Annotated in this window: 22 protein-coding genes and 2 pseudogenes; 12 read left to right on the forward strand and 12 right to left on the reverse strand. The window is 60.8% G+C overall.

From position 1 onward, the window contains the following. Positions 1 to 76: 76 nt before the first annotated feature. Entirely contained in the window at positions 77 to 613 is a 537-nt protein-coding gene (locus HX868_RS28505; protein ID WP_177005139.1) for a DUF924 family protein, read from the forward strand. A 96-nt stretch (positions 614 to 709) separates the two neighbouring features. Next, on the forward strand, positions 710 to 1342 hold the full coding sequence (gene yfcF, locus HX868_RS28510; protein WP_177005140.1) for a glutathione transferase: 633 nt from the start codon (positions 710 to 712) through the stop codon (positions 1340 to 1342). Here yfcF and HX868_RS28515 read toward each other — a convergent pair. Beyond that, positions 1317 to 1589 (reverse strand): hypothetical protein, encoded by a 273-nt coding sequence (locus tag HX868_RS28515; RefSeq protein WP_177005141.1) that lies wholly within the window; start codon positions 1587 to 1589, stop codon positions 1317 to 1319. The genes yfcF and HX868_RS28515 overlap by 26 nt on opposite strands. A 131-nt stretch (positions 1590 to 1720) precedes the next feature. On the opposite strand from HX868_RS28515, the gene HX868_RS28520 reads away from it, so the two are divergent. Next, a complete protein-coding gene (locus HX868_RS28520) occupies positions 1721 to 2365 on the forward strand; it encodes an ATPase (protein WP_177005142.1) in 645 nt (214 codons plus the stop codon). Positions 2366 to 2400: 35 nt separating this feature from the next. After that, positions 2401 to 2742: a hypothetical protein gene (locus HX868_RS28525; protein WP_177005143.1), complete on the forward strand. Its 342-nt coding sequence runs from the start codon at positions 2401 to 2403 to the stop codon at positions 2740 to 2742. A gap of 13 nt (positions 2743 to 2755) precedes the next feature. On the opposite strand, the gene HX868_RS28530 is transcribed toward HX868_RS28525, so the two are convergent. Continuing rightward, entirely contained in the window at positions 2756 to 3502 is a 747-nt protein-coding gene (locus tag HX868_RS28530; RefSeq protein WP_028616528.1) for a creatininase family protein, read from the reverse strand. Positions 3503 to 3534: 32 nt separating this feature from the next. Then, a complete protein-coding gene (locus HX868_RS28535; protein ID WP_016977141.1) occupies positions 3535 to 4248 on the reverse strand; it encodes a murein L,D-transpeptidase catalytic domain family protein in 714 nt (237 codons plus the stop codon). A gap of 39 nt (positions 4249 to 4287) precedes the next feature. Between HX868_RS28535 and HX868_RS28540 the strand changes: the two genes are divergently transcribed. After that, complete coding sequence (locus HX868_RS28540) at positions 4288 to 5883, forward strand: L,D-transpeptidase family protein (RefSeq protein WP_177005144.1); 1596 nt, start codon at positions 4288 to 4290, stop codon at positions 5881 to 5883. Here the strand turns inward: HX868_RS28540 and HX868_RS28545 are convergent. Further along, entirely contained in the window at positions 5798 to 6373 is a 576-nt protein-coding gene (locus HX868_RS28545; protein WP_177005145.1) for a P-loop nucleotide/nucleoside kinase family protein, read from the reverse strand. The two genes, HX868_RS28540 and HX868_RS28545, sit on opposite strands and share 86 nt — an antisense overlap. A gap of 72 nt (positions 6374 to 6445) precedes the next feature. On the opposite strand from HX868_RS28545, the gene dapF reads away from it, so the two are divergent. Beyond that, positions 6446 to 7249 (forward strand): diaminopimelate epimerase, encoded by an 804-nt coding sequence (gene dapF, locus HX868_RS28550; RefSeq protein ID WP_177005146.1) that lies wholly within the window; start codon positions 6446 to 6448, stop codon positions 7247 to 7249. Here the strand turns inward: dapF and HX868_RS28555 are convergent. Together HX868_RS28555 and HX868_RS28560 are read right to left on the reverse strand one after the other, a co-directional pair. After that, positions 7237 to 8379, reverse strand: a complete 1143-nt coding sequence (locus HX868_RS28555; protein WP_177005147.1) for a PAS domain-containing sensor histidine kinase — start codon at positions 8377 to 8379, stop codon at positions 7237 to 7239. The genes dapF and HX868_RS28555 overlap by 13 nt on opposite strands. After that, positions 8369 to 9184 carry an alpha/beta fold hydrolase gene (locus HX868_RS28560; protein WP_177005148.1) on the reverse strand — a complete coding sequence of 272 codons (816 nt, stop codon included), beginning with the start codon at positions 9182 to 9184 and terminating at the stop codon, positions 8369 to 8371. Before HX868_RS28560 ends, HX868_RS28555 begins: the two co-directional genes overlap by 11 nt. 128 nt (positions 9185 to 9312) lie before the next feature. Here HX868_RS28560 and HX868_RS28565 point away from each other — a divergent pair, with 128 nt between their 5' ends. After that, positions 9313 to 10512 carry a TPM domain-containing protein gene (locus HX868_RS28565; protein WP_177005199.1) on the forward strand — a complete coding sequence of 400 codons (1200 nt, stop codon included), beginning with the start codon at positions 9313 to 9315 and terminating at the stop codon, positions 10510 to 10512. 5 nt (positions 10513 to 10517) lie between these two features. Here HX868_RS28565 and HX868_RS28570 read toward each other — a convergent pair whose 3' ends face one another. The 5 genes from HX868_RS28570 to HX868_RS28590 all read right to left on the reverse strand — a co-directional run bounded on the left by HX868_RS28570 (position 10518) and on the right by HX868_RS28590 (position 15275). Further along, positions 10518 to 11195, reverse strand: a complete 678-nt coding sequence (locus HX868_RS28570) for a class I SAM-dependent methyltransferase (protein ID WP_177005149.1) — start codon at positions 11193 to 11195, stop codon at positions 10518 to 10520. A 35-nt stretch (positions 11196 to 11230) separates the two neighbouring features. After that, on the reverse strand, positions 11231 to 12073 hold the full coding sequence (locus HX868_RS28575) for a helix-turn-helix domain-containing protein (protein WP_177005150.1): 843 nt from the start codon (positions 12071 to 12073) through the stop codon (positions 11231 to 11233). Positions 12074 to 12138: 65 nt separating this feature from the next. Continuing rightward, the gene (locus HX868_RS28580; protein ID WP_177005151.1) at positions 12139 to 13557 is read right to left on the reverse strand and encodes an aminotransferase; all 1419 of its coding nucleotides are present in this window, start codon (positions 13555 to 13557) and stop codon (positions 12139 to 12141) included. Between the two features lie 25 nt (positions 13558 to 13582). Beyond that, positions 13583 to 14683: a polyamine ABC transporter substrate-binding protein gene (locus HX868_RS28585; RefSeq protein WP_177005152.1), complete on the reverse strand. Its 1101-nt coding sequence runs from the start codon at positions 14681 to 14683 to the stop codon at positions 13583 to 13585. 97 nt (positions 14684 to 14780) lie between these two features. Further along, on the reverse strand, positions 14781 to 15275 hold the full coding sequence (locus HX868_RS28590; RefSeq protein WP_177005153.1) for a DUF1543 domain-containing protein: 495 nt from the start codon (positions 15273 to 15275) through the stop codon (positions 14781 to 14783). A 105-nt stretch (positions 15276 to 15380) separates the two neighbouring features. On the opposite strand from HX868_RS28590, the gene HX868_RS28595 reads away from it, so the two are divergent. Continuing rightward, positions 15381 to 16202, forward strand: a complete 822-nt coding sequence (locus HX868_RS28595; protein ID WP_177005154.1) for an aldo/keto reductase — start codon at positions 15381 to 15383, stop codon at positions 16200 to 16202. A gap of 62 nt (positions 16203 to 16264) precedes the next feature. On the opposite strand, the gene HX868_RS28600 is transcribed toward HX868_RS28595, so the two are convergent. Next, a complete protein-coding gene (locus HX868_RS28600; RefSeq protein WP_010209954.1) occupies positions 16265 to 16780 on the reverse strand; it encodes an Hcp family type VI secretion system effector in 516 nt (171 codons plus the stop codon). Positions 16781 to 17257: 477 nt separating this feature from the next. Between HX868_RS28600 and HX868_RS28605 the strand changes: the two are divergent. The 4 genes and pseudogenes from HX868_RS28605 to HX868_RS28620 all read left to right on the forward strand — a co-directional run. Next, positions 17258 to 18217: pseudogene (locus HX868_RS28605) on the forward strand (TssA family type VI secretion system protein); the annotation flags it as partial. Then, positions 18214 to 18876: pseudogene (locus HX868_RS28610) on the forward strand (type VI secretion IcmF C-terminal domain-containing protein); the annotation flags it as partial. The pseudogenes HX868_RS28605 and HX868_RS28610, both read left to right, overlap by 4 nt. Further along, complete coding sequence (locus tag HX868_RS28615; RefSeq protein ID WP_218168849.1) at positions 18843 to 19586, forward strand: PP2C family protein-serine/threonine phosphatase; 744 nt, start codon at positions 18843 to 18845, stop codon at positions 19584 to 19586. The pseudogene HX868_RS28610 and the gene HX868_RS28615, both read left to right, overlap by 34 nt. After that, complete coding sequence (locus tag HX868_RS28620; protein ID WP_177005156.1) at positions 19583 to 20428, forward strand: serine/threonine-protein kinase; 846 nt, start codon at positions 19583 to 19585, stop codon at positions 20426 to 20428. The genes HX868_RS28615 and HX868_RS28620 overlap by 4 nt, the downstream gene beginning before the upstream one ends.

Raw genomic sequence — 20428 nt, forward strand, 5'->3', positions numbered from 1 at the left:
TAATTAACGCGTTGCCGCGATTCGTCACCAAGGATTCTGATACTGTCAGTGAAATCGTTTGTGCAGGCCCCTCATCATGACTACCCCACAATCCGTTCTCGATTTCTGGAAACACGCCGGCCCCAAGCGCTGGTTCGCCAAGGATGACACCTTCGACGCCACCTTCCGCGACACCTTCCACACCCCCCACCTGCAAGCCGCCCGGCGCGAACTGGAGCACTGGCTGGACTCGGCGCAAGGTGCCTTGGCGCTGCTGATTCTGCTTGACCAATACCCGCGCAACGCCTTTCGCGGCACCGCCCATATGTTCGCCACCGACCCATTGGCCCGCCTGTATGCGAGGCGCATGGTCGACGCCGGGTTGGATCAGCAGATTGAGCCGGCATTGCGTGCGTTCTGTTACCTGCCGTTCGAACACTCCGAAGACCCGGCGGATCAGCAGCGCTCACTGGTCCTGAACCAGCAACTGGACGCCAACACTTACCATTGGGCCAAGGAGCACGCGCGCATTATTGAGCAGTTCGGGCGATTTCCCCATCGTAATGGCGTGTTGGCGCGAGAGACCACGGAGGAGGAGCGCGCCTTTTTAGACAAGGGTGGCTTTGCCGGTTAGCCCGGTATTCCGAGTAGGAATGGCCCCATAAAAACAGCGCATTGTCTTTCTCGCCGCACATCTCGTAGCGTGGTGTTCCATTCACGGAGAATCGTTATGAGCCAGCGTCCGTTGCGCCTGTATGTTGATCATTTGTATACCAGCCCCTACGCGATGTCGGTGTTCGTCACTCTGCGGGAAAAAGGCCTGGCGTTCGACACCTTGACCCTGGACTTGGACGCCGCGCAGAACCAGACCGCCGACTTCGCCCAACTGTCCCTGACCCAGTGCGTGCCAACATTGGTAGAAGGAGACTTTGCGCTGTCGGAGTCTTCGGCAATTACTGAGTACCTAGAAGAGGCTTACCCCGAGACGCCGGTCTATCCGGCCGATCCCAAGCAGCGGGCGAGGGCGCGGCAGGTGCAGGCCTGGTTGCGCAGTGACTTGTTGCCGATCCGCCAGGAGCGTTCGACGATGGTGGTGTTCTACGGGCAGAAGATGCCGCCCTTGTCCCCGGGGGCCGAAGCAGCGGCGCGCAAGCTGATCAACGCGGCCCAGGCGCTGTTGGCGGGTAACCGGGCGTATCTGTTCGGCGCGTGGTCGATTGCCGATGTGGACCTGGCGGTGATGCTCAATCGCCTGATTCTCAACGGCGACAGCGTGCCCGCCGAGTTGGTGGAATACGCGCAGCGCCAGTGGCAGCGGCCCTCCGTGCAGGCGTGGATCAATCAGCAACGTCCTGCGCTGTAGAGCGCTCAGTGATCTGCAAGACGCGGCGATCCAGGTCTTCCCAATCCGCCATGCCCAGCACCCGCGTGGTGTTCAAGCCCCGCAGGTAACCGCGCAGTTGCTGGGCGCTGGCGCTGATTTGATCGGCGTCGGCTGCCTCGTCCTGCAGCACGTGTTCATAGTCGACCAGGTAATCGGCGACCCGCTCGCGAAACTCCGGTAGTACGGCTTCGCGGATGCGGTCGAAGGTTTTCTGGTGGGGCTTCATGGCGTGGTCCTTATAAGTTTTATGTCAGCACTATCGGTTCAGATAATAGTCACCATCAAGGATCGCAAGTTCTGTTTTTGCAGGAAAAGCGGAAAATCACCCCATCGAGACGCTGTTCAAGGAAATGCGCGATGAGGACGTTTATTCAGCTGGCGTTGATGGCTTTGATGCTCGGCACGGTTGCTATCAACAACGCGGCAATCGCCGTCGATCTGCGTACGAGCCATTTGCTACCTATCAACGGTAGCGTAGACTCCCTGCAACACGCGCAGTCGGTGGGTGTATTGCTGACTGACAGCACCCGCGACAACCTCAGCTACCTTGAACGCTACCACGACATGGCCTTGAATGGCGCCAAGGGTGCCCTCGACGGGCGTATCCGCCAGGCGTTCGTCAGCAGCTCCGACCCGGAACTGGCCATCGATTGGTTGATGAGTTCGCTACAGGGAACCTTTTTGTCGGTGACGGTCTACGACAACCTGGATGCCTTGGTGCAGGCTCACCCCGATGTGGTGGTGATGCTCGATACCCATAACCAACTGCTGACCCAGCGTAACGACCAGGTCGAGGCGCGTTTTATTGCGCGGTTCTATGATGCGAACCTGCAATACATCGCCAAGGCCGAAGGCTCGGTGCACAAGCAGGTGCCGTCGGTGTGGGTGCATGACCAGGCTGCGCCGGAAATTGCTGCGCAGATCGAGCAGCAGCGGGACGTGCAACTGGATGCCTTGAAGCAGTTCGATGCCTCGCTCAAGGCGTTGGTTCGTGCAGGTTGATGTGAACCTTTATTTTTTATGATCAGGAATTTTTCATGCGCGCTTTTTTCGCCCCGGCCTTGGCCTTTGCTTCTCTGATGTTGGCCGGTTGTGTGTCCGCCCCCAACGCTCCAACCCTGACCTTGCAGACCAGCAAAACGCCTGAAGCCTATGTGCAGTGCGTGCTGCCCAAGCTGGAAAAACACAAGATCACCTCCACCGTGACGCAGAACTCGCGCCACGCCAAAGTGGTGTTGACCAGCAAGATTGCCGCTGATGATGTGCTGGAAGCCTACAAGTCCCAGGACGGCGCCAAGGTGTTCCTGTATGAGCGCAAGCCGCTGGCGTCGACGATTACACCGTCGCGGCTTGAGCTTGCTGCCAAGGAATGCCAATAATTTCGCGTATCGCCTAGGGCTTGGCTTCGTTGCTGAAGGCATTGACCGTCTTGACCAACCCCTGCGCCGCCAACGCCACCAGCTCCCCACCTTTCTCTACCGTCGCCAGCGCCGGGTCCGAGCCCATGCGTCCATCAGGAAAGCGCGCGCGGAAGTCCAGCGCTTCACGGATCGGCCCGGTGTTGGCGATTTGCGGCGAATAATCAGCCGTCTTGATCGAGTCCGGGTAGGCCCATTGGGTCACCGCAATCTCCGACGGCGTGGCATGGCTGCCATGGCCCACCGGGAATTGGCGTTGCGCCAGGTCGTTCACACCTTCCAAATCCCACCAGTTCACCAGCTTCAAGGCAAACCCGGCCGGGCGGCGGGCGAAGCTGGCCTCGGCGTACAGCTCGGAAAAGGCCGCTTCGATCGTGGCGATATTGCCGCCGTGGCCGTTCAGAAACAGGATCTTCTCGAAACCATGCCCGGCCAGCGAGCGCACCCAATCGCCAATCGCGGCGATAAAGGTGGAAGGGCGCAGGGAAATGGTGCCGGGAAAGCCCAGGTGATGCTGGGCCATGCCGATGTTGAAGGTGGGGCCGATCAGCAGGTCGGCGTTCTTCTGCGCCTCATGGGCGATGATTTCCGGGCACATCCAGTCGGTGCCCAGCAGGCCGGTCGGGCCGTGCTGTTCGTTGGAGCCGATGGGAATCACCACCGTGCGGCTGCGTTCCAGAAACTGCCCGATCTCGATCCAGGTGGAGTGGTGTAGAAGCATGCGTGGTTCTCTTCTTTATCTATGGGGACAGGCTATCCGCCACGGATTGTACGACTACTCGCCACCTGTTGGGGTTTGCAATTGAGGTAGGTCGAAGACTTCAACCAGCGCTGGTCGGGGTACCACGAAAACATGAACTGCCCATCCTTGAGCTTGTCCACCACTTGGCGAGCCACCTGCGGTCGCACGGCCGGGCAACCCTGGCTGCGGCCGATACGGCCTTCGCGCTTGCTCCACAAGGGGCTCACGTAGTCGGCGGCGTGAATCACGATGGCGCGGTCGCGGGCCTGGTCATTGAAACCCGGCTCCAGGCCATCCATGCGCAGCGAGTAGCCGTGGGTGCCCAGGTAGCTCTCCTGGGTGCGGAACAAGCCCAGGCTGGACTGGTGGCTGCCTTCCAGGTTGGAGAACTGGGTGGCGAAGTTCTCCCCGGATTTGGCGCCGTGGGCCACCAGGTCGCGCAGCACCAGGGTCTTCTTGCGCAGATCGAAGATCCACAGCCGACGGGCGGTCGAAGGCTGGGAGTAGTCAATAACCGCTAGGCGCTCGGAACGTTCCTCGCCGTTATTGACCGCGCACTGCACCGCGTTGAGGGCGCTTTTGAGTACGGTGGGATTGAGTTCTGGAGCCGAGCGCGCCAGGCTGCTATACAAGTTAGGAGAGGTCTGGTTGGCGGCGAGCGCAAAATTGCTCAGCGTAGCCAACGCCACGGTCATCAAACCGAGGCGGCGCATGAAAGTCAGCATCTACGAAGTGTCCCCCGGTGTGGATTGGAGCCTGGTCAATTGTTCAAAAAACACGCATGTTACTTGAGCATTTGCCTGCTCGTTGCACCATTGGTCGCGACAGCCGACGCGCTGCCGGTCGAGCCGTTGCCGGTGACCACGCCGGCACCGGTGGATCTGGCCCCCGTGCAACAGGCGTTGGCGCAACTGCAGAGTGTCTGCCCCGATCTGGCGCCGCAGCTCGACGCCTCCGCCCAACTGCGCTTGCAAGCCTTTTACCAGCAGCAAGGCAACGTGCCGCTGTGGTCCGCCGATGAACGCCGACAAGCCCTGCAATCTCAGTTGCTGATGCTCGCCGATGACGGCCTGGACCCCACCCACTATAGCTTGCCTGCGGCGGATGCCACGGCCAACGTGCTGTGCAGCGACATCGCCAGCAGCCAGCACTACCTGCAAGCCCTGCAAGATTTGCATTACGGCCGCCTGCAACAATCGCGCTTCGAACCCCTGTGGCATTCCCAACCACCCACCCGCGACCCCAATGTCGAGGTGCTGGCGTTTGCCGCCACAGGCCTGCAAGACATGGCCCAGGCGTTCGACCAGGCACGGCCCAGTGCCGACTTGTATCGCAGCTTGCGCAACGCCTATTCCAGCGTGCGCCAGCAACCGTTACCGCATTGGGACCCGGTCGCCAGCGGCCCGCTGCTGCGCCCCGGCATGGAAGACCCCCGCGTGCCGGAGCTGGCGCGGCGCCTGATCAGTGGCGGTTACCTGACCAAGGCCCCCAGCGGCAAGCAGTACCGCGATGAGCTGGTCAAGGCGGTGAAGGCCTTCCAGCTCAGCCACTCGTTGCAGGCCGACGGCGTGATCGGCGCCGGCACCGTGGCCGAATTGAACATCAGCCCCGCGGTGCGCCGCGAACAACTGCGCATCAACCTTGAACGCTTCCGCTGGCTGGCCCAGGACCTGGAGCCCGAAGGCGTGCTGGTCAATGTCGCCGCCGCACAACTGAGCGTGTACCAGAGTGGCATCCCGGTCTGGCAAACCCGTCTGCAGGTCGGGCGCGCCGAACGGCAGACGCCGCTGCTCAAATCGCGCATCACCCGCTTGACCCTCAACCCCACCTGGACCATCCCGCCCACCATCATGCGCGAGGACAAACTCCCGGCCATCCGCCTCAACCCCGAATACCTGCGCCAGCAAAACCTGCAAGTGCTCGACGCCGAGGGCCACCCGCTGGCGCCCGAGCAAATCGACTGGGCTCGCCCCGGCAATATCCTGCTGCGCCAGGAAGCCGGCCCGCGCAACCCGCTGGGCAAGATCGTGATGCGTTTTCCCAACCCGTATTCGGTGTACCTGCATGACACGCCGAGCCAGCCGCTGTTCACCAAAGGGCCGCGGGCGTTCAGTTCGGGGTGTGTGCGGGTCGAACAACCCTTGTTGCTGCGGGATTTGCTGGTAAGCCCGGCCGAACGCGCCCGCACCGATGAGCTGCTGGCCACCGGCGTGACCCATGAATTCAGGTTGGCTACACCGGTGCCGGTGTTGTTGAGTTACTGGACGGTGGAGGTCAATCGCGAGGGCGGTTTGGTGTATGCGCCGGATATCTATGGACGGGATCTGGTGTTGATGAAGGCGATGGGGAGTGTGCTTTGAGGGTGACCAGCAACCTTGTCACAGCCTGATCCGTCGTCATGAGTGCGGTGTCGAGCGTGAGCGGCACTTCAGCCCAAGCCTCGTATTCATGCGCTAGCACCGATTCCCAAGTGGGTGGGGCCAGGCCGGGAATATCCCCCGTACGCGTTTGCACTCGCCGATGATGTTCCTGCCGGTCTGAGCAAATCACCCGAACGTCCAGCAACGCCACACCCGCCGTTGCCGCCGAGGTCTTCCACGCCTCCCGGCTTTCCTGGACCGGGTTCACACAGTCAGCCACCACCGTCTGCCCCAGTCGCAGGTTGCTCAGCGCCAAGGCATTCGCCACCCCATAACCGCTGGCGCCCACGTCGCCCGCCAACACACCCGCATCACGGATTGCCTGCTCAATCACGTCGATGCGCAGGTACACCGCGCCGATCTGGCTTGCAAGTGCCTGGGCAAGGGTGGTCTTGCCGGTGCCGGGCAGTCCGCTGAAGACAATTAGCATGGGGTCTCTCGATAGGGTTGGGCCGGTTCAGGGTATCCTTCAGTTCCTCACCGGTCGACCACAGGACAGCCCATGCCCTTGCCATTTGTGAAAATGCACGCCCATGGCGATGATTTCATCATCATCGATCGCCGAGGCCTTGAAGATCCGGTCACCGCGAAAATCGCCCGTCAACTCGGCAACCGCCACACCGGTATTGGCTTCAACCAACTGGCGGTGATACTCGATTGTGACGACGCCGCCGCACGCATCAAGTTCTGGAACCCCAACGGCACGCCGCTGGCCACCTGCGGCAGCGCCACCCGTGGCGTGGCCGATCGCTTGATGCATGAGACGGGCACGGACTCGGTGGTGCTGCGTACCGACCGTGGCTTGCTGATGTGTACGCGGGCAGCGGGGCGGCAAGTGTCGGTGGACATGGGCGAGCCGTCACTGGATTGGTCGGCCGTGCCGTTGGCCGAGTCCATGGATACCCGCACGCTGCCCATCGACGGCAATCCGGCGGCGTGCAGCATGGGCAACCCGCATTGCACGTTTTTCGTGGAAGACATCGCAGTTGTCGATGTGGCGGCCTTGGGCCCGGCGCTGGAAACTCACCCGTTGTTCCCGGCCAAGACCAATGTGCATTTCGTGCAGGTGCTCGACCGAGGCCATATCCGCCTGCGCATCTGGGAGCGCGGCGGCGGTGTGCCGTTGGGCTCGGGTTCTTGTTGCTGTGGCGCGGTGGTCAATGGGATTCGTCGTGGACTGCTGGACGATACCGTCGAAGTGCAATGCGACGGCGGCACGGTGACCGTGCACTGGGCGGGCGAGGGCGGTGTGGTGCTGACGGGCAGCGTAGAGCCGGTGATGCAGGGCAGCGCCTACGTTGGCTGAAAGTTGACGGTAAACGTGGTGCCGCCCGTGACACAGGAACTCACCGCCACATCGCCGCCATGTACTCTGGCCAACTCGCGAACGATATACAGGCCCAGGCCTACGCTACGCACGTCACTGCCTTGGTCGGTGCCACGGGTCATAGGTTCGAACAGCTCGGTGAGCAAGGCTTCGGGGATGACCTTGCCGTGGTTGTGTACTGATACTTCGCACCTACCCTGTCCCAACCGTGATGTGACGGTGATGGGCCGTTGCAGGTCGCCATACGCCACGCTGTTGGCCACCAGGTTGCCAATGATCTGCTGCACGCGGTCGGCGTCCAGGCTCGCATCGCCGTTGCCTTCGACGAGATGCTCCAGCGTTGCCTTGGGAAACGCCACGCGCAGTTCATCCACGGCCCGATGAATCACCTCATGCAGGTCCAACGGCGCCGCCTTGATGGTGATGCCTTGGCCGACGCGCGCCTGGGTGAAGTCCAGCAGGTCGGCGATCATGCGCTGGGCACGCTCGGACGACTGGCCAATGTGCCCCAGCAGTTGGTGCTCTTTGGCGGTGCGTTCGCCTCGGTTGAGAAAATCTGAGGCCATGCGGATTGCCGTGAGCGGGTTTTTCAAGTCATGGCTGACAATCGCCACCATCTGCTCGGCAAACAGCGCTCGGCGCTGGGAAATGGCATAGGCCTCGCTCAATTCGGCCTGGGCCAGTTTGAGCGCAAGTTCGGTGGCGGTCTTTTCCTGCAACAGCGCTTCGGCGAAGTTGCGTGCATTGAGCAACTCGCGCTCGTACTTGTCGCGGTCGGTGGTGCCGAACAGCGCCAGGTCGTACAGCGTTCCGTCGTCCTGCTCGCGTTTGACGCCGTTGAGCAGGACGGTCAGCTTGTGGCCTTCGCGGTGCAGCATGTCGAGTTTGACTTCGGTGACGCTGCCACGCATGCGCAGCATCGGCGCCAGGTGGGTCTGGTGGAAGATCCGTCCGCCCATGGTCAGCAAATCCTGGAAACGCTTGCCGCACAGCTCCGTCGTACTGAACCCCAGCCACTCGCTGAAGCGCGAATTGGCTTGCAGGATCGTGCCGTCCTCCGCCGTGACGGCGAGGGCGCAGGCGGCGCTGTCGAACAACTCAGCCGACATGGGCGACCGCCCACGGCGCCAGGAAACTTTCCATCGCCGCCGCGCACGCTTGCGGCGCGCTCATGTGCGGGCAATGGCCGACGTTGTCCACCAGGCAATAGGTGCTGTTGGGCAACACGCTGTGCAGGTACTCGCCCACGGCCACGGGGGCGATCAGGTCGTCGCTCGATTGCAGGATCAGCACCGGCGTGGCCAGGCCGATCACGTCCTGGCGGTTGTCCGACATGAACGTCACCCGTGCAAATTGCTTGGCGATCTCAGGTTCGGTGCGGCAGAAGCTGTCGGTCAATTCCTCGCTCAACGCCGGTTGCCCCGGCGCGCCCATGATCACCGGGGCCATGGCGCTGGACCAACCGAGGTAGTTGCTGTCGAGGGTGTCGAGCAGGTCCTGGATATCCGCCAACTTGAAGCCGCCGACATAACCGTCGGCATCGATATAGCGCGGCGAGGGGCCGATCATGACGTGGGCGGCGATGCGGCCGGGGGCGTGGCGGTCGGCGAGGGTGCCGATCATGGCGCTCACCGAATGGCTCACGAGGACCACCGGGCCCACGGTGAAGGCGTCGATAATCTCGTTCAAATCGCGCGCGTAACCGTCCAGGGCACTGTATTTGCCCTTGTCGAACGCGCTGAGGTCCGACAGGCCGGCACCTACCAGGTCATACATCACTACGCGGAAACGCTCGAAAAATTGCGGTGCGAGATAATTCCACATGGCTTGGTTGCAGCCGAAGCCGTGGGAAAACACCAGGGTCGAGCGGCCGTTGCCCATCACACTGACATTGTTGCGGTGGCGTAGGTCCATGGGCTTCTCGGTTATGGCGTTTTGCTATGCGTGGAGGGAGTTTAGATAGTCATCGGTGCGGGGTCACGCGATATAGCGCAGATAAGGTAAAGTCGCCGCCTTAAGGAAGAAACTTCAGGTAACAAAACATTATGGCGATTCTGCGGCAGTCCGTCTTGAGTCTGGTGGCGCTGGTGTTTTTAGGCGTGTTGGGCACCGCCCAGGCGGATACTTCGCCGATCGGCGTCGCCCTCGACCAACGGGTGATCGACCTCACCAACACCCTGGATGCCAGCACCACCACCCGGCTGAAAAACCAACTCGCCGATCTTGAGCAACGTAAAGGCTCACAAGTGGCTGTGCTGCTGGTGCCCACCACCGGCGGCGCGAGCATCGAGGACTACGCCAACCAACTGTTCCGCACCTGGAAGCTGGGACGCAAGGGCGTCAATGACGGCATCCTGCTGGTGGTGGCCAAGGACGACCGCAAGGTACGCATTGAGGTGGGTTACGGCCTGGAAGGCACGGTCACAGATTTGCTCGCACACCGCATCATCGAAGAACACATCACCCCGGCCTTTCGCCAGGGGGATTTCGTCGGCGGTGTCTCCCAGGGCGTGAACGACCTGGTGGTACTGGTGGATGGCGGTGATTTGCCTAAAGCCGCAGCGACAAGGGTCAATCCGCAGTTCATCGCAATCGCGCTGGCGTTTGTCATAGGCGCCATTGGCGGCGTGCTGATCAGTGCCGGCAAACTGCCGTGGCGCCGCGCCTTGATTGCCGCGGTGGTTGCCACGTTGCTGCTGGTGATCGTGGGTGAGGGCCGCGACTGGGCGATGTTTCTGCTGGTGATGCCACTGATCATGCTGATCGGCGGCGCGACCTTCGGTGCATTGTGGATGGCACGTTCGGTGTTTTACGGCGTGATCGGGCTGCTGGTCTACATCCTGGGCTTGCTGGTGGTTGATCAGCGATATGCCGACGTCAACTTTATCCACTGGCTGGTATTTCCGTTGGGTGCGCTGGTCGTTCTGGGGTTGTACCTGGTGCTGTTGGTGATCATGAAGGACGCCTGGAAGCAGAGCCGCGTGGGTTTTGTTGCACGGCTGCTGGCGGCGGTAGGCGTGTATGTGGCGGCGGGGGTGCTGATGGAACTCGGCCGTAATGGCTGGTTGTACGCGTTCCCGATTGCCTCGTTTGCCGCGCTGTTCATCTTTGGCAAGACCAGCGGCGGGTCGGGGTCTTCGGGCGGTGGATCGAGTTCGAGCTCCAGCAGCTCCAGTTCCAGCAGCAGTTCCTCAGGGGGTGGTGGCTCCAGTGGCGGCGGTGGCGCCTCCGGCAGTTGGTAAACTCGCTAGCGCGGCTTGTAGCCCACCCATCCCTTGAAGCTGAAGCCGGCGTAGAACAGTTCGACACCTTCAAACCCGGCTTCTCTCATCAAGGCCTCATCGGTCTCGGGTGACAACACCGGCAACTTTTCACTGATTGCCGCAATCGCCCGCTCGGCATCCGCCGCCGGCACGCCCGAGTCCACCGCGAACGCCGCGTAGCGCTTCAACCAACGGATTTTGTCCTGCGGTGCTTGTGGGAAACTGTGATGGGCCACCACCAGCGGCGCGCCCGGCAGCAGGCGTTGCCACAACGCTTTGAGGGTTTGCAGGCGCTGCTCGGCCGGGATGAAATGCAAAGTCAGCAAGCACGTAGCACCGTCGAAAGGCCCCAGCGGCGCCGTGTCGATATAGCCTTCATGCAACTGGGTCCGTTCCATCAACGGGCCCAAGGTTGCCTCGGCCAGCTTCAGCATCTCAGCCGAGGGGTCCACCCCCACGAACCGCCATCCGGGCTCGGCGTGCGCAAACCGCTTCAATTCCAGGCCTCCACCCGCACCCAGCACCAGCACATTGCCCGTTGCCGGTACGTGTTCGCGCAACAACAGGGTGGTCATGCGCTGCAGGCCATCGAAACCGGGCACCAGGCGCACAGGGCCTTCGGCGTAGCGGGCGACGGCATCGGGGTCGGAAAACCAGGTCATCGGTGGGCGCCTGCGAAAAGGGAGGGGCGTAAACCCTACTGCTGTCGCGTCATCCATTCAATAAATAATGCAAACAGCTCCGCCTGGGAGTTGATGACCAACTTGGTGTACACATGCTTGCGATGCATGCGCACCGTCTCCGGCGAAATCCCCAGCACTTGCGCTGTCGATTTCACCGAGTGCCCGCGCAGGATCAAGTGCGCAATTTCCCGCTCACGCACCGTCAGCAGCCCACCGCCAAAGCCCATGAAGGCCGCTTCGATCTGTTGATGCACGCGGGTTTGGCTTAAGGCTGGGTCGCCCACCACCTTGTCCAATCCACCTGTTGTGCCAAACCGGTGCAACAGCGCGCGGATCACCGGGTGCGCTGAGCGCTGTATGGCCAGTTGTGCATCGCTGAATTGGCCGGCGCTGAGTCCCTGGAACATGCACAGGGAAAGCTTGCTGCGTGGGCACAGGTCAACGATGTAGTAACTCTCCAGCGCGCCGCCGCTGCGCAGGTAATAGGTCTTGTAGTACTCACTGTTGAAAAAGTCATCCGGCGCGATTTCCGCCAACGAGTAGAAGCCCTCCGCCAAGCCTTTATCGACGGCCAGACAGAAGGGGTCCAACTGGTAACCACGGGAAAAGTAGCGATGGATGATTTCGTCCTGATGATCCGGTGGGATGCCTTGCTGATAGAGCAGGCGTGGCGCCTGGCCCTGACGCTCCAGGCTGATCATCATCGATTCGATGGGGCACAGGGCACACAGCGCGGCGGCGAGGTGTTCGAGGAATGCTGCTTCATCGACCTGGATAAACGCCTGGGCCAAGGCGTCGTGCCAGGCTTCGAGAGCCTGGGGGCCGAGGGCAGGGGACGGGTCGATCGGTGCGTTCATGCTGGCCAGTCTACCCGCCGGCCAGCGTCCCGGCAAAAACCTCGAAGCAGGCTCGGCGTTGCGGCTCATCGTCCCTGGTAATCGCCGCTCTGGCGAAGTTCGCTCGCGGTGTCGAGAATGCACTGGCGCAGGGTCTCGACCACCTCGTCCACCTGTGCGTGGGTGATGATCAGCGGCGGCGACATCACGTTCAAATGCCCGATAGGGCGTACCAGCAAACCTTTTGCCTGGGCCCGCAGGTGAATGCGTTCGCCAATATTCACCGCATCCGGCAACAATGCCTTGGTGTGTTTATCGGCGACAAACTCAATACAGGCCATCAGGCGCTGACAGCGAATATCGCCTACCAGCGGCAGTGCGGCCAGGGTTTGCAGGCGCTGCTCCAGGTAGGTGCCAACCTCCTCGACATGGGCCAGCAGGTTCTCCCGCTCAATGATCTCGATGTTCTTCAGTGCCGCTACACAGCTGACAGGATGTCCGCTGTAGGTGAACCCATGGGTAAAGCAGCGGCCCTTGCCTGGCTCGCCGATCACCTGCCAGATCTGCTCCGAAAAAATGCACGCGCCCAGCGGCAGATAGCCGGAGGTCAAGCCCTTGGCGGTGGTGATGATGTCCGGCTGCATGCCAAAGACGTCCTCGGAAGCGAAAAATGCGCCCAGGCGTCCAAACGAGGTGACCACTTCATCGGCGACATACAGCAGGTCGTAGCGTTGGCAGATTTCCCACATCCGCCGGTGATAGCCCTTGGGGGGAATGATCACACCACCGGAGCCCATGACGGGTTCGGCAAAGAACGCGGCCACGTTGTCCGGGCCCAGGGTCAGGATCTTGTCTTCGAACTCATTCACCAGGAAGTCGAGAAAGTCCGCTTCGCTCATCCCTTCCGGCGCCCGGTAGTAATTGGGGCAGGAGATGTGGTGAAACAGGTCGCTCATGAAATCGAATTCCGGCGCGCGGTCCGCGGCCTTGTTGCCGATGGACATCGTCAGGAATGTACTGCCGTGATAGGCACTGAAGCGCGAGATGATGTGTTTCTTGGTCGGTTTGCCGCGGCTGTTCTGATAGAACTGCACCAGCCGGTAGGCCGTATCCACCGCCGTGGAACCGCCGGTGGTCAAGAACACATGATTGAGGTCGCCCGGGGCCAGGCTTGCCAATTTGGCGCACAGTTCGATGGCGGTCACGTTGGCCATGTCGCAAAACGGGTTGGAGTAGGCCAGTTGGCGCACCTGGTCGGCGATGGCGTCGGCCATTTCCTCACGGCCCAGGCCAATATTCGTACACCACATGCCGCCGACCGCGTCCAGGTAACGATTGCCGTGGGTGTCATAGATATAGGCACCGTCTCCTGCGGCGATATTCAATGAGCCCTGTTCGCGGTGCTCGTCGAACATGTGGAAGCCGTGCATATAGTGGGCTTTATCCGCAGCGTCCAGTTGCTCGTGGTTGAACTGGGCGAAGAATTCAGGATTGGGCAGAGTCATGGCATTTACCTTCAATGGCTGGAAGTCATTTGCCGGTCTTAACGGCGTTCCACGTACGGGTGATCAGGCGCACGGCGGCGGGTGACTGGCTTTGCTGGGTGAACAGGCGTTGCATCGTCGCTGGGTCCGGGTAAATAGCCGGGTTGTCGCGGATATCGGCGTTGACCAACGGTTTGGACGCCAGGTTGCTGTTGGCGTAGTGAATGGTGTTGCTGACACCGGCCATCGTGCTGGGTTGCAGGAGAAATTCGATGAACCTGTGGGCATTGGCGACATGGGGGGTGTCGGTGGGAATGTAGAAGTTGTCGAACCAGATCAACGAGCCTTCTTTGGGAATGAAGTAGTCCAGCTTGATAGTGGCACCGGCTTCCGTCGCCCGTGCCTGGGAGGTGGCGTAGTCGCCTGACCACGTGGTTGCCAGGCACAGGTCACCGTTGGCCAGGCCATTGATGAAACCGCTGGAGTCGAATTTGCGAATGTACGGTCGTACGGCCATCAGCACGTCCTGGGCCGCCTTCAAGTCTTTTGGCGCGACGCTGTTGGGGTCCAGGCCGAGGTAGGTCAGGGCCAGAGGAATCATGTCGGTGGGTGAGTCCATGAAGGTGATGCCACAGTCGGCAAATTTCGACACGATTTTGGGATCGAAGATCATCGCCAGGGAGCCGAGCGGGGCGTCCGGCATCCGCGCCTTGATCATGTCGACGTTGTAGGTCACCCCATTGCTGCCCCAGGTGTAGGGCGCGGAATAGGTGACGCCGGGGTCGTGGGCTTGCAGGCTTTTCAGCACAACAGGGTCAAGGTTCTTCCAGTCGGGTAGTTGGGACTTGTCCAGCGGCTGAAAGACTCCGCCCTTGATCAGCAGCGGCACCAGGGAGGCGTTGAGCAGGGCCAGGTCGTACCCGGAGTGCCCGGAAAGCAGCTTACCCTGCACGGTTTCGTAGGAATCGTAAGTGTCGTAGATCACTTTGATCCCTGTGGCCTTCTGGAAATCGGCCAGGGTGGTGTCGCCGATGTAGTCCGCCCAGTTGTAGATGCGCAAGGTATTGCCTGGGTCGTCGGCGGCCTGAGTCAAGGTGGAGGAGACGAGCAATGCGGCGCTGAACAGAGCGATAAAGGCTTTACGCATGGGGACCCACCTTGAGTTGTGCTTGTTATCAGGCTGAGGGACTGATTGCACTGTCAGGCAGATGGCCGTTAGGCGCCATACCCCGTTCGGGTAGGGTTCAGTTCAGGACGATGTAGTCGTTCTGCTGCAGGATCGGTCGGTGTGGGCCCTGCACCAAGTGGATATAGCGACCGCTCACCAGGTCGATGGGCAGGCAGTCGTCGATGTCCAGCACTCCATCAGTGTGGGCTTGGGACCATTGGCAATGCGTGTGTTGCTTGCCTTTGTTCATGGCCTCCTGTTTGCTGCGGGCTACCACCAGCAGGTAGTGATGGGCTTCACCAAAGCTGTTGGCTTCGTAACCGCCAAGGTTGATGAAATACAGGTGATGCGCGCCAGCAGCCGGTGCCAGATGGCTAAGTTCGATTTTCCAGCCGTCCACGCCCTCTACTGCCATCCAAGAATCGATATGTACGCCCTTGGGGCTGCCGAACCAGTCGGCGCGTAGTTGCGGGTAGGCCGCTTCCAGCGTGTCCGCCACAGCGAACACCACATCGTGAACCTCAATCTTTGCCCGTGGGTGCTTGCCCCCGAGCATGACGACAAACAGCATTGCAGATTCTTCCTGGCGATTGGCAGAGGCTAACCTTACTTCGATTGAACCCTTTTGTCCGGCCAATGCCACACTGTTAATCCGCGAACACTCCAGGAGGTTGTCATGCGTACCATTGATCTGGCGGGCGCTCCCGTTCCTGTCATCGGCCAGGGAACCTGGCGCATGGGCGAAGATCCCGACCAGCACCGCGCCGAAGTCGCCGCTCTGCAACTGGGTATCGACGAGGGCATGACCCTGATCGACACCGCCGAAATGTATGGCGAGGGCGGTGCTGAAACCGTTGTTGGAGAAGCGATTCGAGGCAGGCGCGACCAGGTGTTTCTGGTGAGCAAGGTCTACCCGCACAACGCCAGCCACAAGGGCGTGCCCCGTGCCTGTGAAGCCAGCCTCCAGCGACTGGGCACGGACTACATTGATCTTTATCTGCTGCACTGGCGCGGCCAACACCCTCTTGAAGAAACCGTCGAAGCCTTCGAACGTCTGCGTGAAGCCGGCAAGATTGGCCGCTGGGGTGTTTCCAATTTCGATGTGGCTGACCTGCAGGAACTCGCATCCCCGGCCTGCGCCACCAATCAGGTGCTCTACAACATCGAAGAGCGCGGCATCGAATTCGACCTGCTGCCCTGGTGGCAACAGCATCACTTACCCTTGATGGCGTACTGCCCGATCGCCCAGGGTGGTGAGCTGTTGTCCAGTCCGACTCTTAAGCAGATTGCCCGTCGCCATGAGGTCACACCTGCACAGGTCGCCCTGGCCTGGGTGCTGCGCCATGACGGCGTGATCGCAATCCCCAAGGCCGTCACCCCGGAACATGTGCGACTCAACGCAGCCGCCGCCAAATTGGTGCTGGATGAGCACGACCTGGACGCGATTGATCGCGTGTTTGGTGCACCCAAGCGCAAGCACCCTTTGGCGATGGTTTAGCCAACCCTCAGGAGCGGCGCCTTCCTTGGCACCGTTCCCGGGCTAATCCGGGCTGATCCGGGTTAACCGGCAACCGGGCTACGCCAGTCATCGGACCCGGAAGTGCCGGACACTTCGTGGGTCCACACGATCTTGCGATAGGTGAAGTACACATCCTCCAGATGGGTGAAGTGGGCGTTGTCCGGATCCTGGCAGTTGGGCATACGTGACTGGATATCCACGATGGTCGCCCCCTCCAGCTCAATCGTGAAGTAGTGCTCCTGGGTGCCGGCTGAAGAGGTGCGCAGCCATTCCAGTCGGCACTTGACCTCTTCGCCGCTGGTCAATGCACTGAACAGCAACGGTGAGGACTTATCGAAGACTTTGCTGATCATCATGGGCTTATGCACTCTCTGGCCCGTTGGCTGGCCGGATTGAGGGTCGCGCGGAATGATCACTTGGTGGGAAAAGGCCTGGACCAGGATCTGATCCTCATGGCCTTCCTGATAAATGTTACCTACCGAGTCCTGGGTGAACGTGCCTGCCGTGATCAAACCTTGTTTGACGCCGGTGACGGAGAGATACGCGGGTGTTGGCATGACGGGTTTCCTTGTCTGATTGAAGGGGTAGTCCCAGCGATAAATGCAGCGGCTGGGAATTTGCCTATTACAAGAAGCGTGCCTGAAAGTGTGTGGGGTAATGATTGTTAGGGTTAGGCTTTATATAAGTTAGGGTTGTTGAGCGGTCAGGGTATGTTTGGTTGGTTTGAACTGGTTTTTCTTGCGCATCAGTGCGCACTTAGTTGCTCAGGCGAGAATTTATTTGAATGGCTGGGTTGTAACGTCAATCCAAGCGAGCGGGCATGAATGAGTGCGCAAAATGCTGCGCAGTGGCTGATTTAACGGGGTTGTAGGAAAAGGATTAAGTATTATTTCTTCGCTTGCTGAATGTTTTAGTCGTAGCTAAGGTTCCGGAGCTTTGCAGAGATTCTTGCAAGGTTTAGATGGCTTTCTGCTGCGCACTTTACGTGTGGTTAGTTGGCTATTCCTGTCTTGGTTAGTTGCGTCTGGTGTGAAATGTCTTATTCGGACACTCTGTGTGATCATTATCTTGAAGTTGCAAGGTCACCCTGTGCGCAATCGAGTTTTGCGGGCAGCGATATGCGCTTTTCGAGTGAATATGAATGCCTGGAATCCGAGTTGGCAAAGGCGCAATCGATTCATGGCAGCAGCCAGCCCGATTGGCGCAAGGTCCTGGAAACCAGCGAGCTAATGTTGCGACATCAGTCCAAGGATCTGCGCTCGGCCGTCTGGCTGACCTGGGCGTTGCACCAGTGCGAATCCTATACAGGCCTGCTAGCCGGGCTCGGATTGCTGCGTTATCTCTGCGAGCACCATTGGTCGGAGGTCTACCCCGAAAAACTGCGTACTCGTGGTGCGGCATTCGCTTGGTTGGTACTGCGTCTCGAAGCTCTGTTTACGCAAGGCCTGCCCCTGCAGAGCCAGCAGCCCTTGTTTCGTGCAGTACTTGAGCAACTGGTTTGCCTGGATGAGGTATGGACCAGGCACTTGGGAGATGAGGCGCCTTTGCTGCTGCCGATCCGCAGGCAATTGGCTCAGCGGCTGGAGTTGGCTGTTCAGGGCGATGTTCCGGCGGCGGGGATTAGCGGTGTCATAGCGCAGGTCAGGCACGCGACCAGCCAACTGCTCAAACCTGAAGCCGTGGTGGACAACGAAAAAGACGCCAACAAGTTGCTACGCACTCTGCAGGAGCAGGCCCGTTCCTTGTGTGCCTGGTGGTTGCGCCAGAACGCTACCGATCTGCGTGCCTTGCGCCTCAACCGAACCTTGAACTGGCTCGTACTGAGCGGGTATCCGGATGCCGACAGTGAACGGATTACCGCCTTGCGCGGGCCTGCCCCTGACAAGCTCAAGCGTTATCAGGAGCGTTTTGCTCAGGGGCATTACGCCGATCTGATACTGGAACTCGAAACCAGTCTCGCCGGCGCGATGTTCTGGTTCGACGGGTTGCATATGCGAAAGCCATTCAGCGCCGTTACCCCTTCGATGCGCATGCGGGCAGTGACGTTGCCCTGGCGGACTTCCAAGCGTTTTTCAAGCCACGGGGCGCCATGGCGCGCTTTTATGAGAGTTACCTGCGGCCGTTCGTCATCGTTGAGGGCAACCGCTATCGCCTGCGGGGGATGGAGGGGCGCAGCCTGCCGATGTCGCGCTCTTTGCTGGAACAACTGACCAGGGCCCAGATCATTCGCCAAGGTTTTTTTACCGAGGATCAGGGGGATTGGGCCGTACGCTTCACGCTGGCGCCCTATAGCCTTGACCAGGCGGTCAGTCGGGCGACGTTGCGGGTGGGTGATCAGCAGTTGGAATACCGCCACGGCCCGATCGTGCCGATGACGTTCCGTTGGCCAAGCGAGGCGCAGAATGGTCGCAGCAGCCTGATACTGGAGCGCGGTGCCGAACGGCCAATGGGCATTGAGAAAGACAGTGGCGCCTGGTCTATGTTCCGCTTTTTCGAGCTGATGCAAAGCGAGCCCGCGAGCGGCAGGAATGCGCAGGTGCTCAAGGCTGACCTGGCTGGCCTACGGGCCAATTACCTGCTGACCAGTCAACGCGACCCAAGCCCGTTCCATATGGCGACATGGCGCAGCTTCCGCCTGCCGGAGCAATTGTGAGCGGTGCGCAGCCATGGCGCAGTGCCGGGCGCACGGCGCAAGGCAAGAGCCGTGCACGCAACGAGGATGCCTTCCTCGATTGCCCGCAACGTGGCTGTTGGGCGGTGGCGGATGGTATGGGCGGGCATCATGCCGGGAATGTGGCCAGCCAATGGGTAGTCCGCAGCCTTGCTGCACTGCCAGGCCAAGGCGGTTTTGAGCAACGGATCGAGGCTGTTCGGCGTTGCTTGCGCGGCCTCGACAGCCAGTTACAACCCGCGGATGGCGTAGCGGGCATCATGGGCAGTACGGTGGTGGTGCTGTTGCTGGAGCACCATCGCGCCGCCTGTGTCTGGGCCGGGGATAGCCGATGCTACCTGTGGCGAGGGCAGCGGCTGTATCAACTGTCGCGGGACCATTCCTTGCAGCAGCAACTGATTGACACGCAACAGTTGAGCCCGGACCTGGCCCAGGCTCATCCTGGCGCAAGAGCCTTGACCCGCGCGGTGGGTGCCAGGCAGCCATTGAGCCTTGAGATACTAGAACTGTGCGTACAGCCCGGTGATGTGTTTTTGTTGTGCAGCGACGGGCTGTACCAGGGGCTCAGTCACCAGCAATTGGGGAGTGCCATGAGCGCGGGCACGCCACGGCAGGTGGTGGATCGGTTGTTCAGTGGCGTGCTGCAGGGGCCGGCGCGGGATGACCTCACCGCCGTAGTGATCCAGCCATGAGCGCGGCGACAGGCCTGCCGAAAGTGCTGGCGGGGCGCTATCAGCTTGAGCGAATCCTCGGTGCCGGGGGCATGGGTGTGGTTTATCGCGCGCGGGACTTGCTGCATGAAGCGTTCGGCGAGCCAGACTGTCGCGTGGCGCTGAAATTGTCAGGCGAGACCCTATCCGCGGCCACCGACGCGCATGTGCTGCTCTACAGCGAATTCGCCCTGACCCGAAGCCTGCGACATGACCATGTGGTGCGTGCATTTTCTTTCGAGGTAGACACGGCGCACCAAGTGGCGTTCTTCACCATGGAACTGATGTCTGGCCTGACGCTCGACCGCGTACTTCCGGCATCTCCGCAGGGATTGCCATGGCAAGCGTTGCAGCCCATGGCCCTGCAACTGCTGGAGGCACTGGCCTATACCCATCGGCAAGGTGTCCTGCATGGCGATGTGAAACCGGCGAATATCATGGTGGGGGAGCAGGGGGTACGCCTGTTCGATTTTGGCTTGGGTCACGCGCAAGCCCAGGCAGAGGCAGGATTACCCGTTTTGAGCCGCAATCGGCTGAATGCCTGGACTCCCGCCTATGCAGCGCCGGAGCTGATGGCAGGCGGGTTGCCGTCGGCGAGCGCGGACTTGTATGGGGCGGCCCGAGTACTCTACGAAATGGCTGAGGGACGCCGGCCCGTAGAGCGTCAACGCAATCAACGATTGCCTCGGCCCAGGCAACTGCCCAGGCAGTACTGGCCTTTGTTATGTTCAGCACTGGCCATGGACCCCGAGCAGCGAACCGTCGATGTTGCCGAGCTGTACGAGGGCTTGGCAGCCCGCCGGTGCCTATGGTTCATGGGCTAG

Source organism: Pseudomonas reactans (assembly GCF_013385825.1).
GTDB lineage: Bacteria > Pseudomonadota > Gammaproteobacteria > Pseudomonadales > Pseudomonadaceae > Aquipseudomonas > Aquipseudomonas reactans.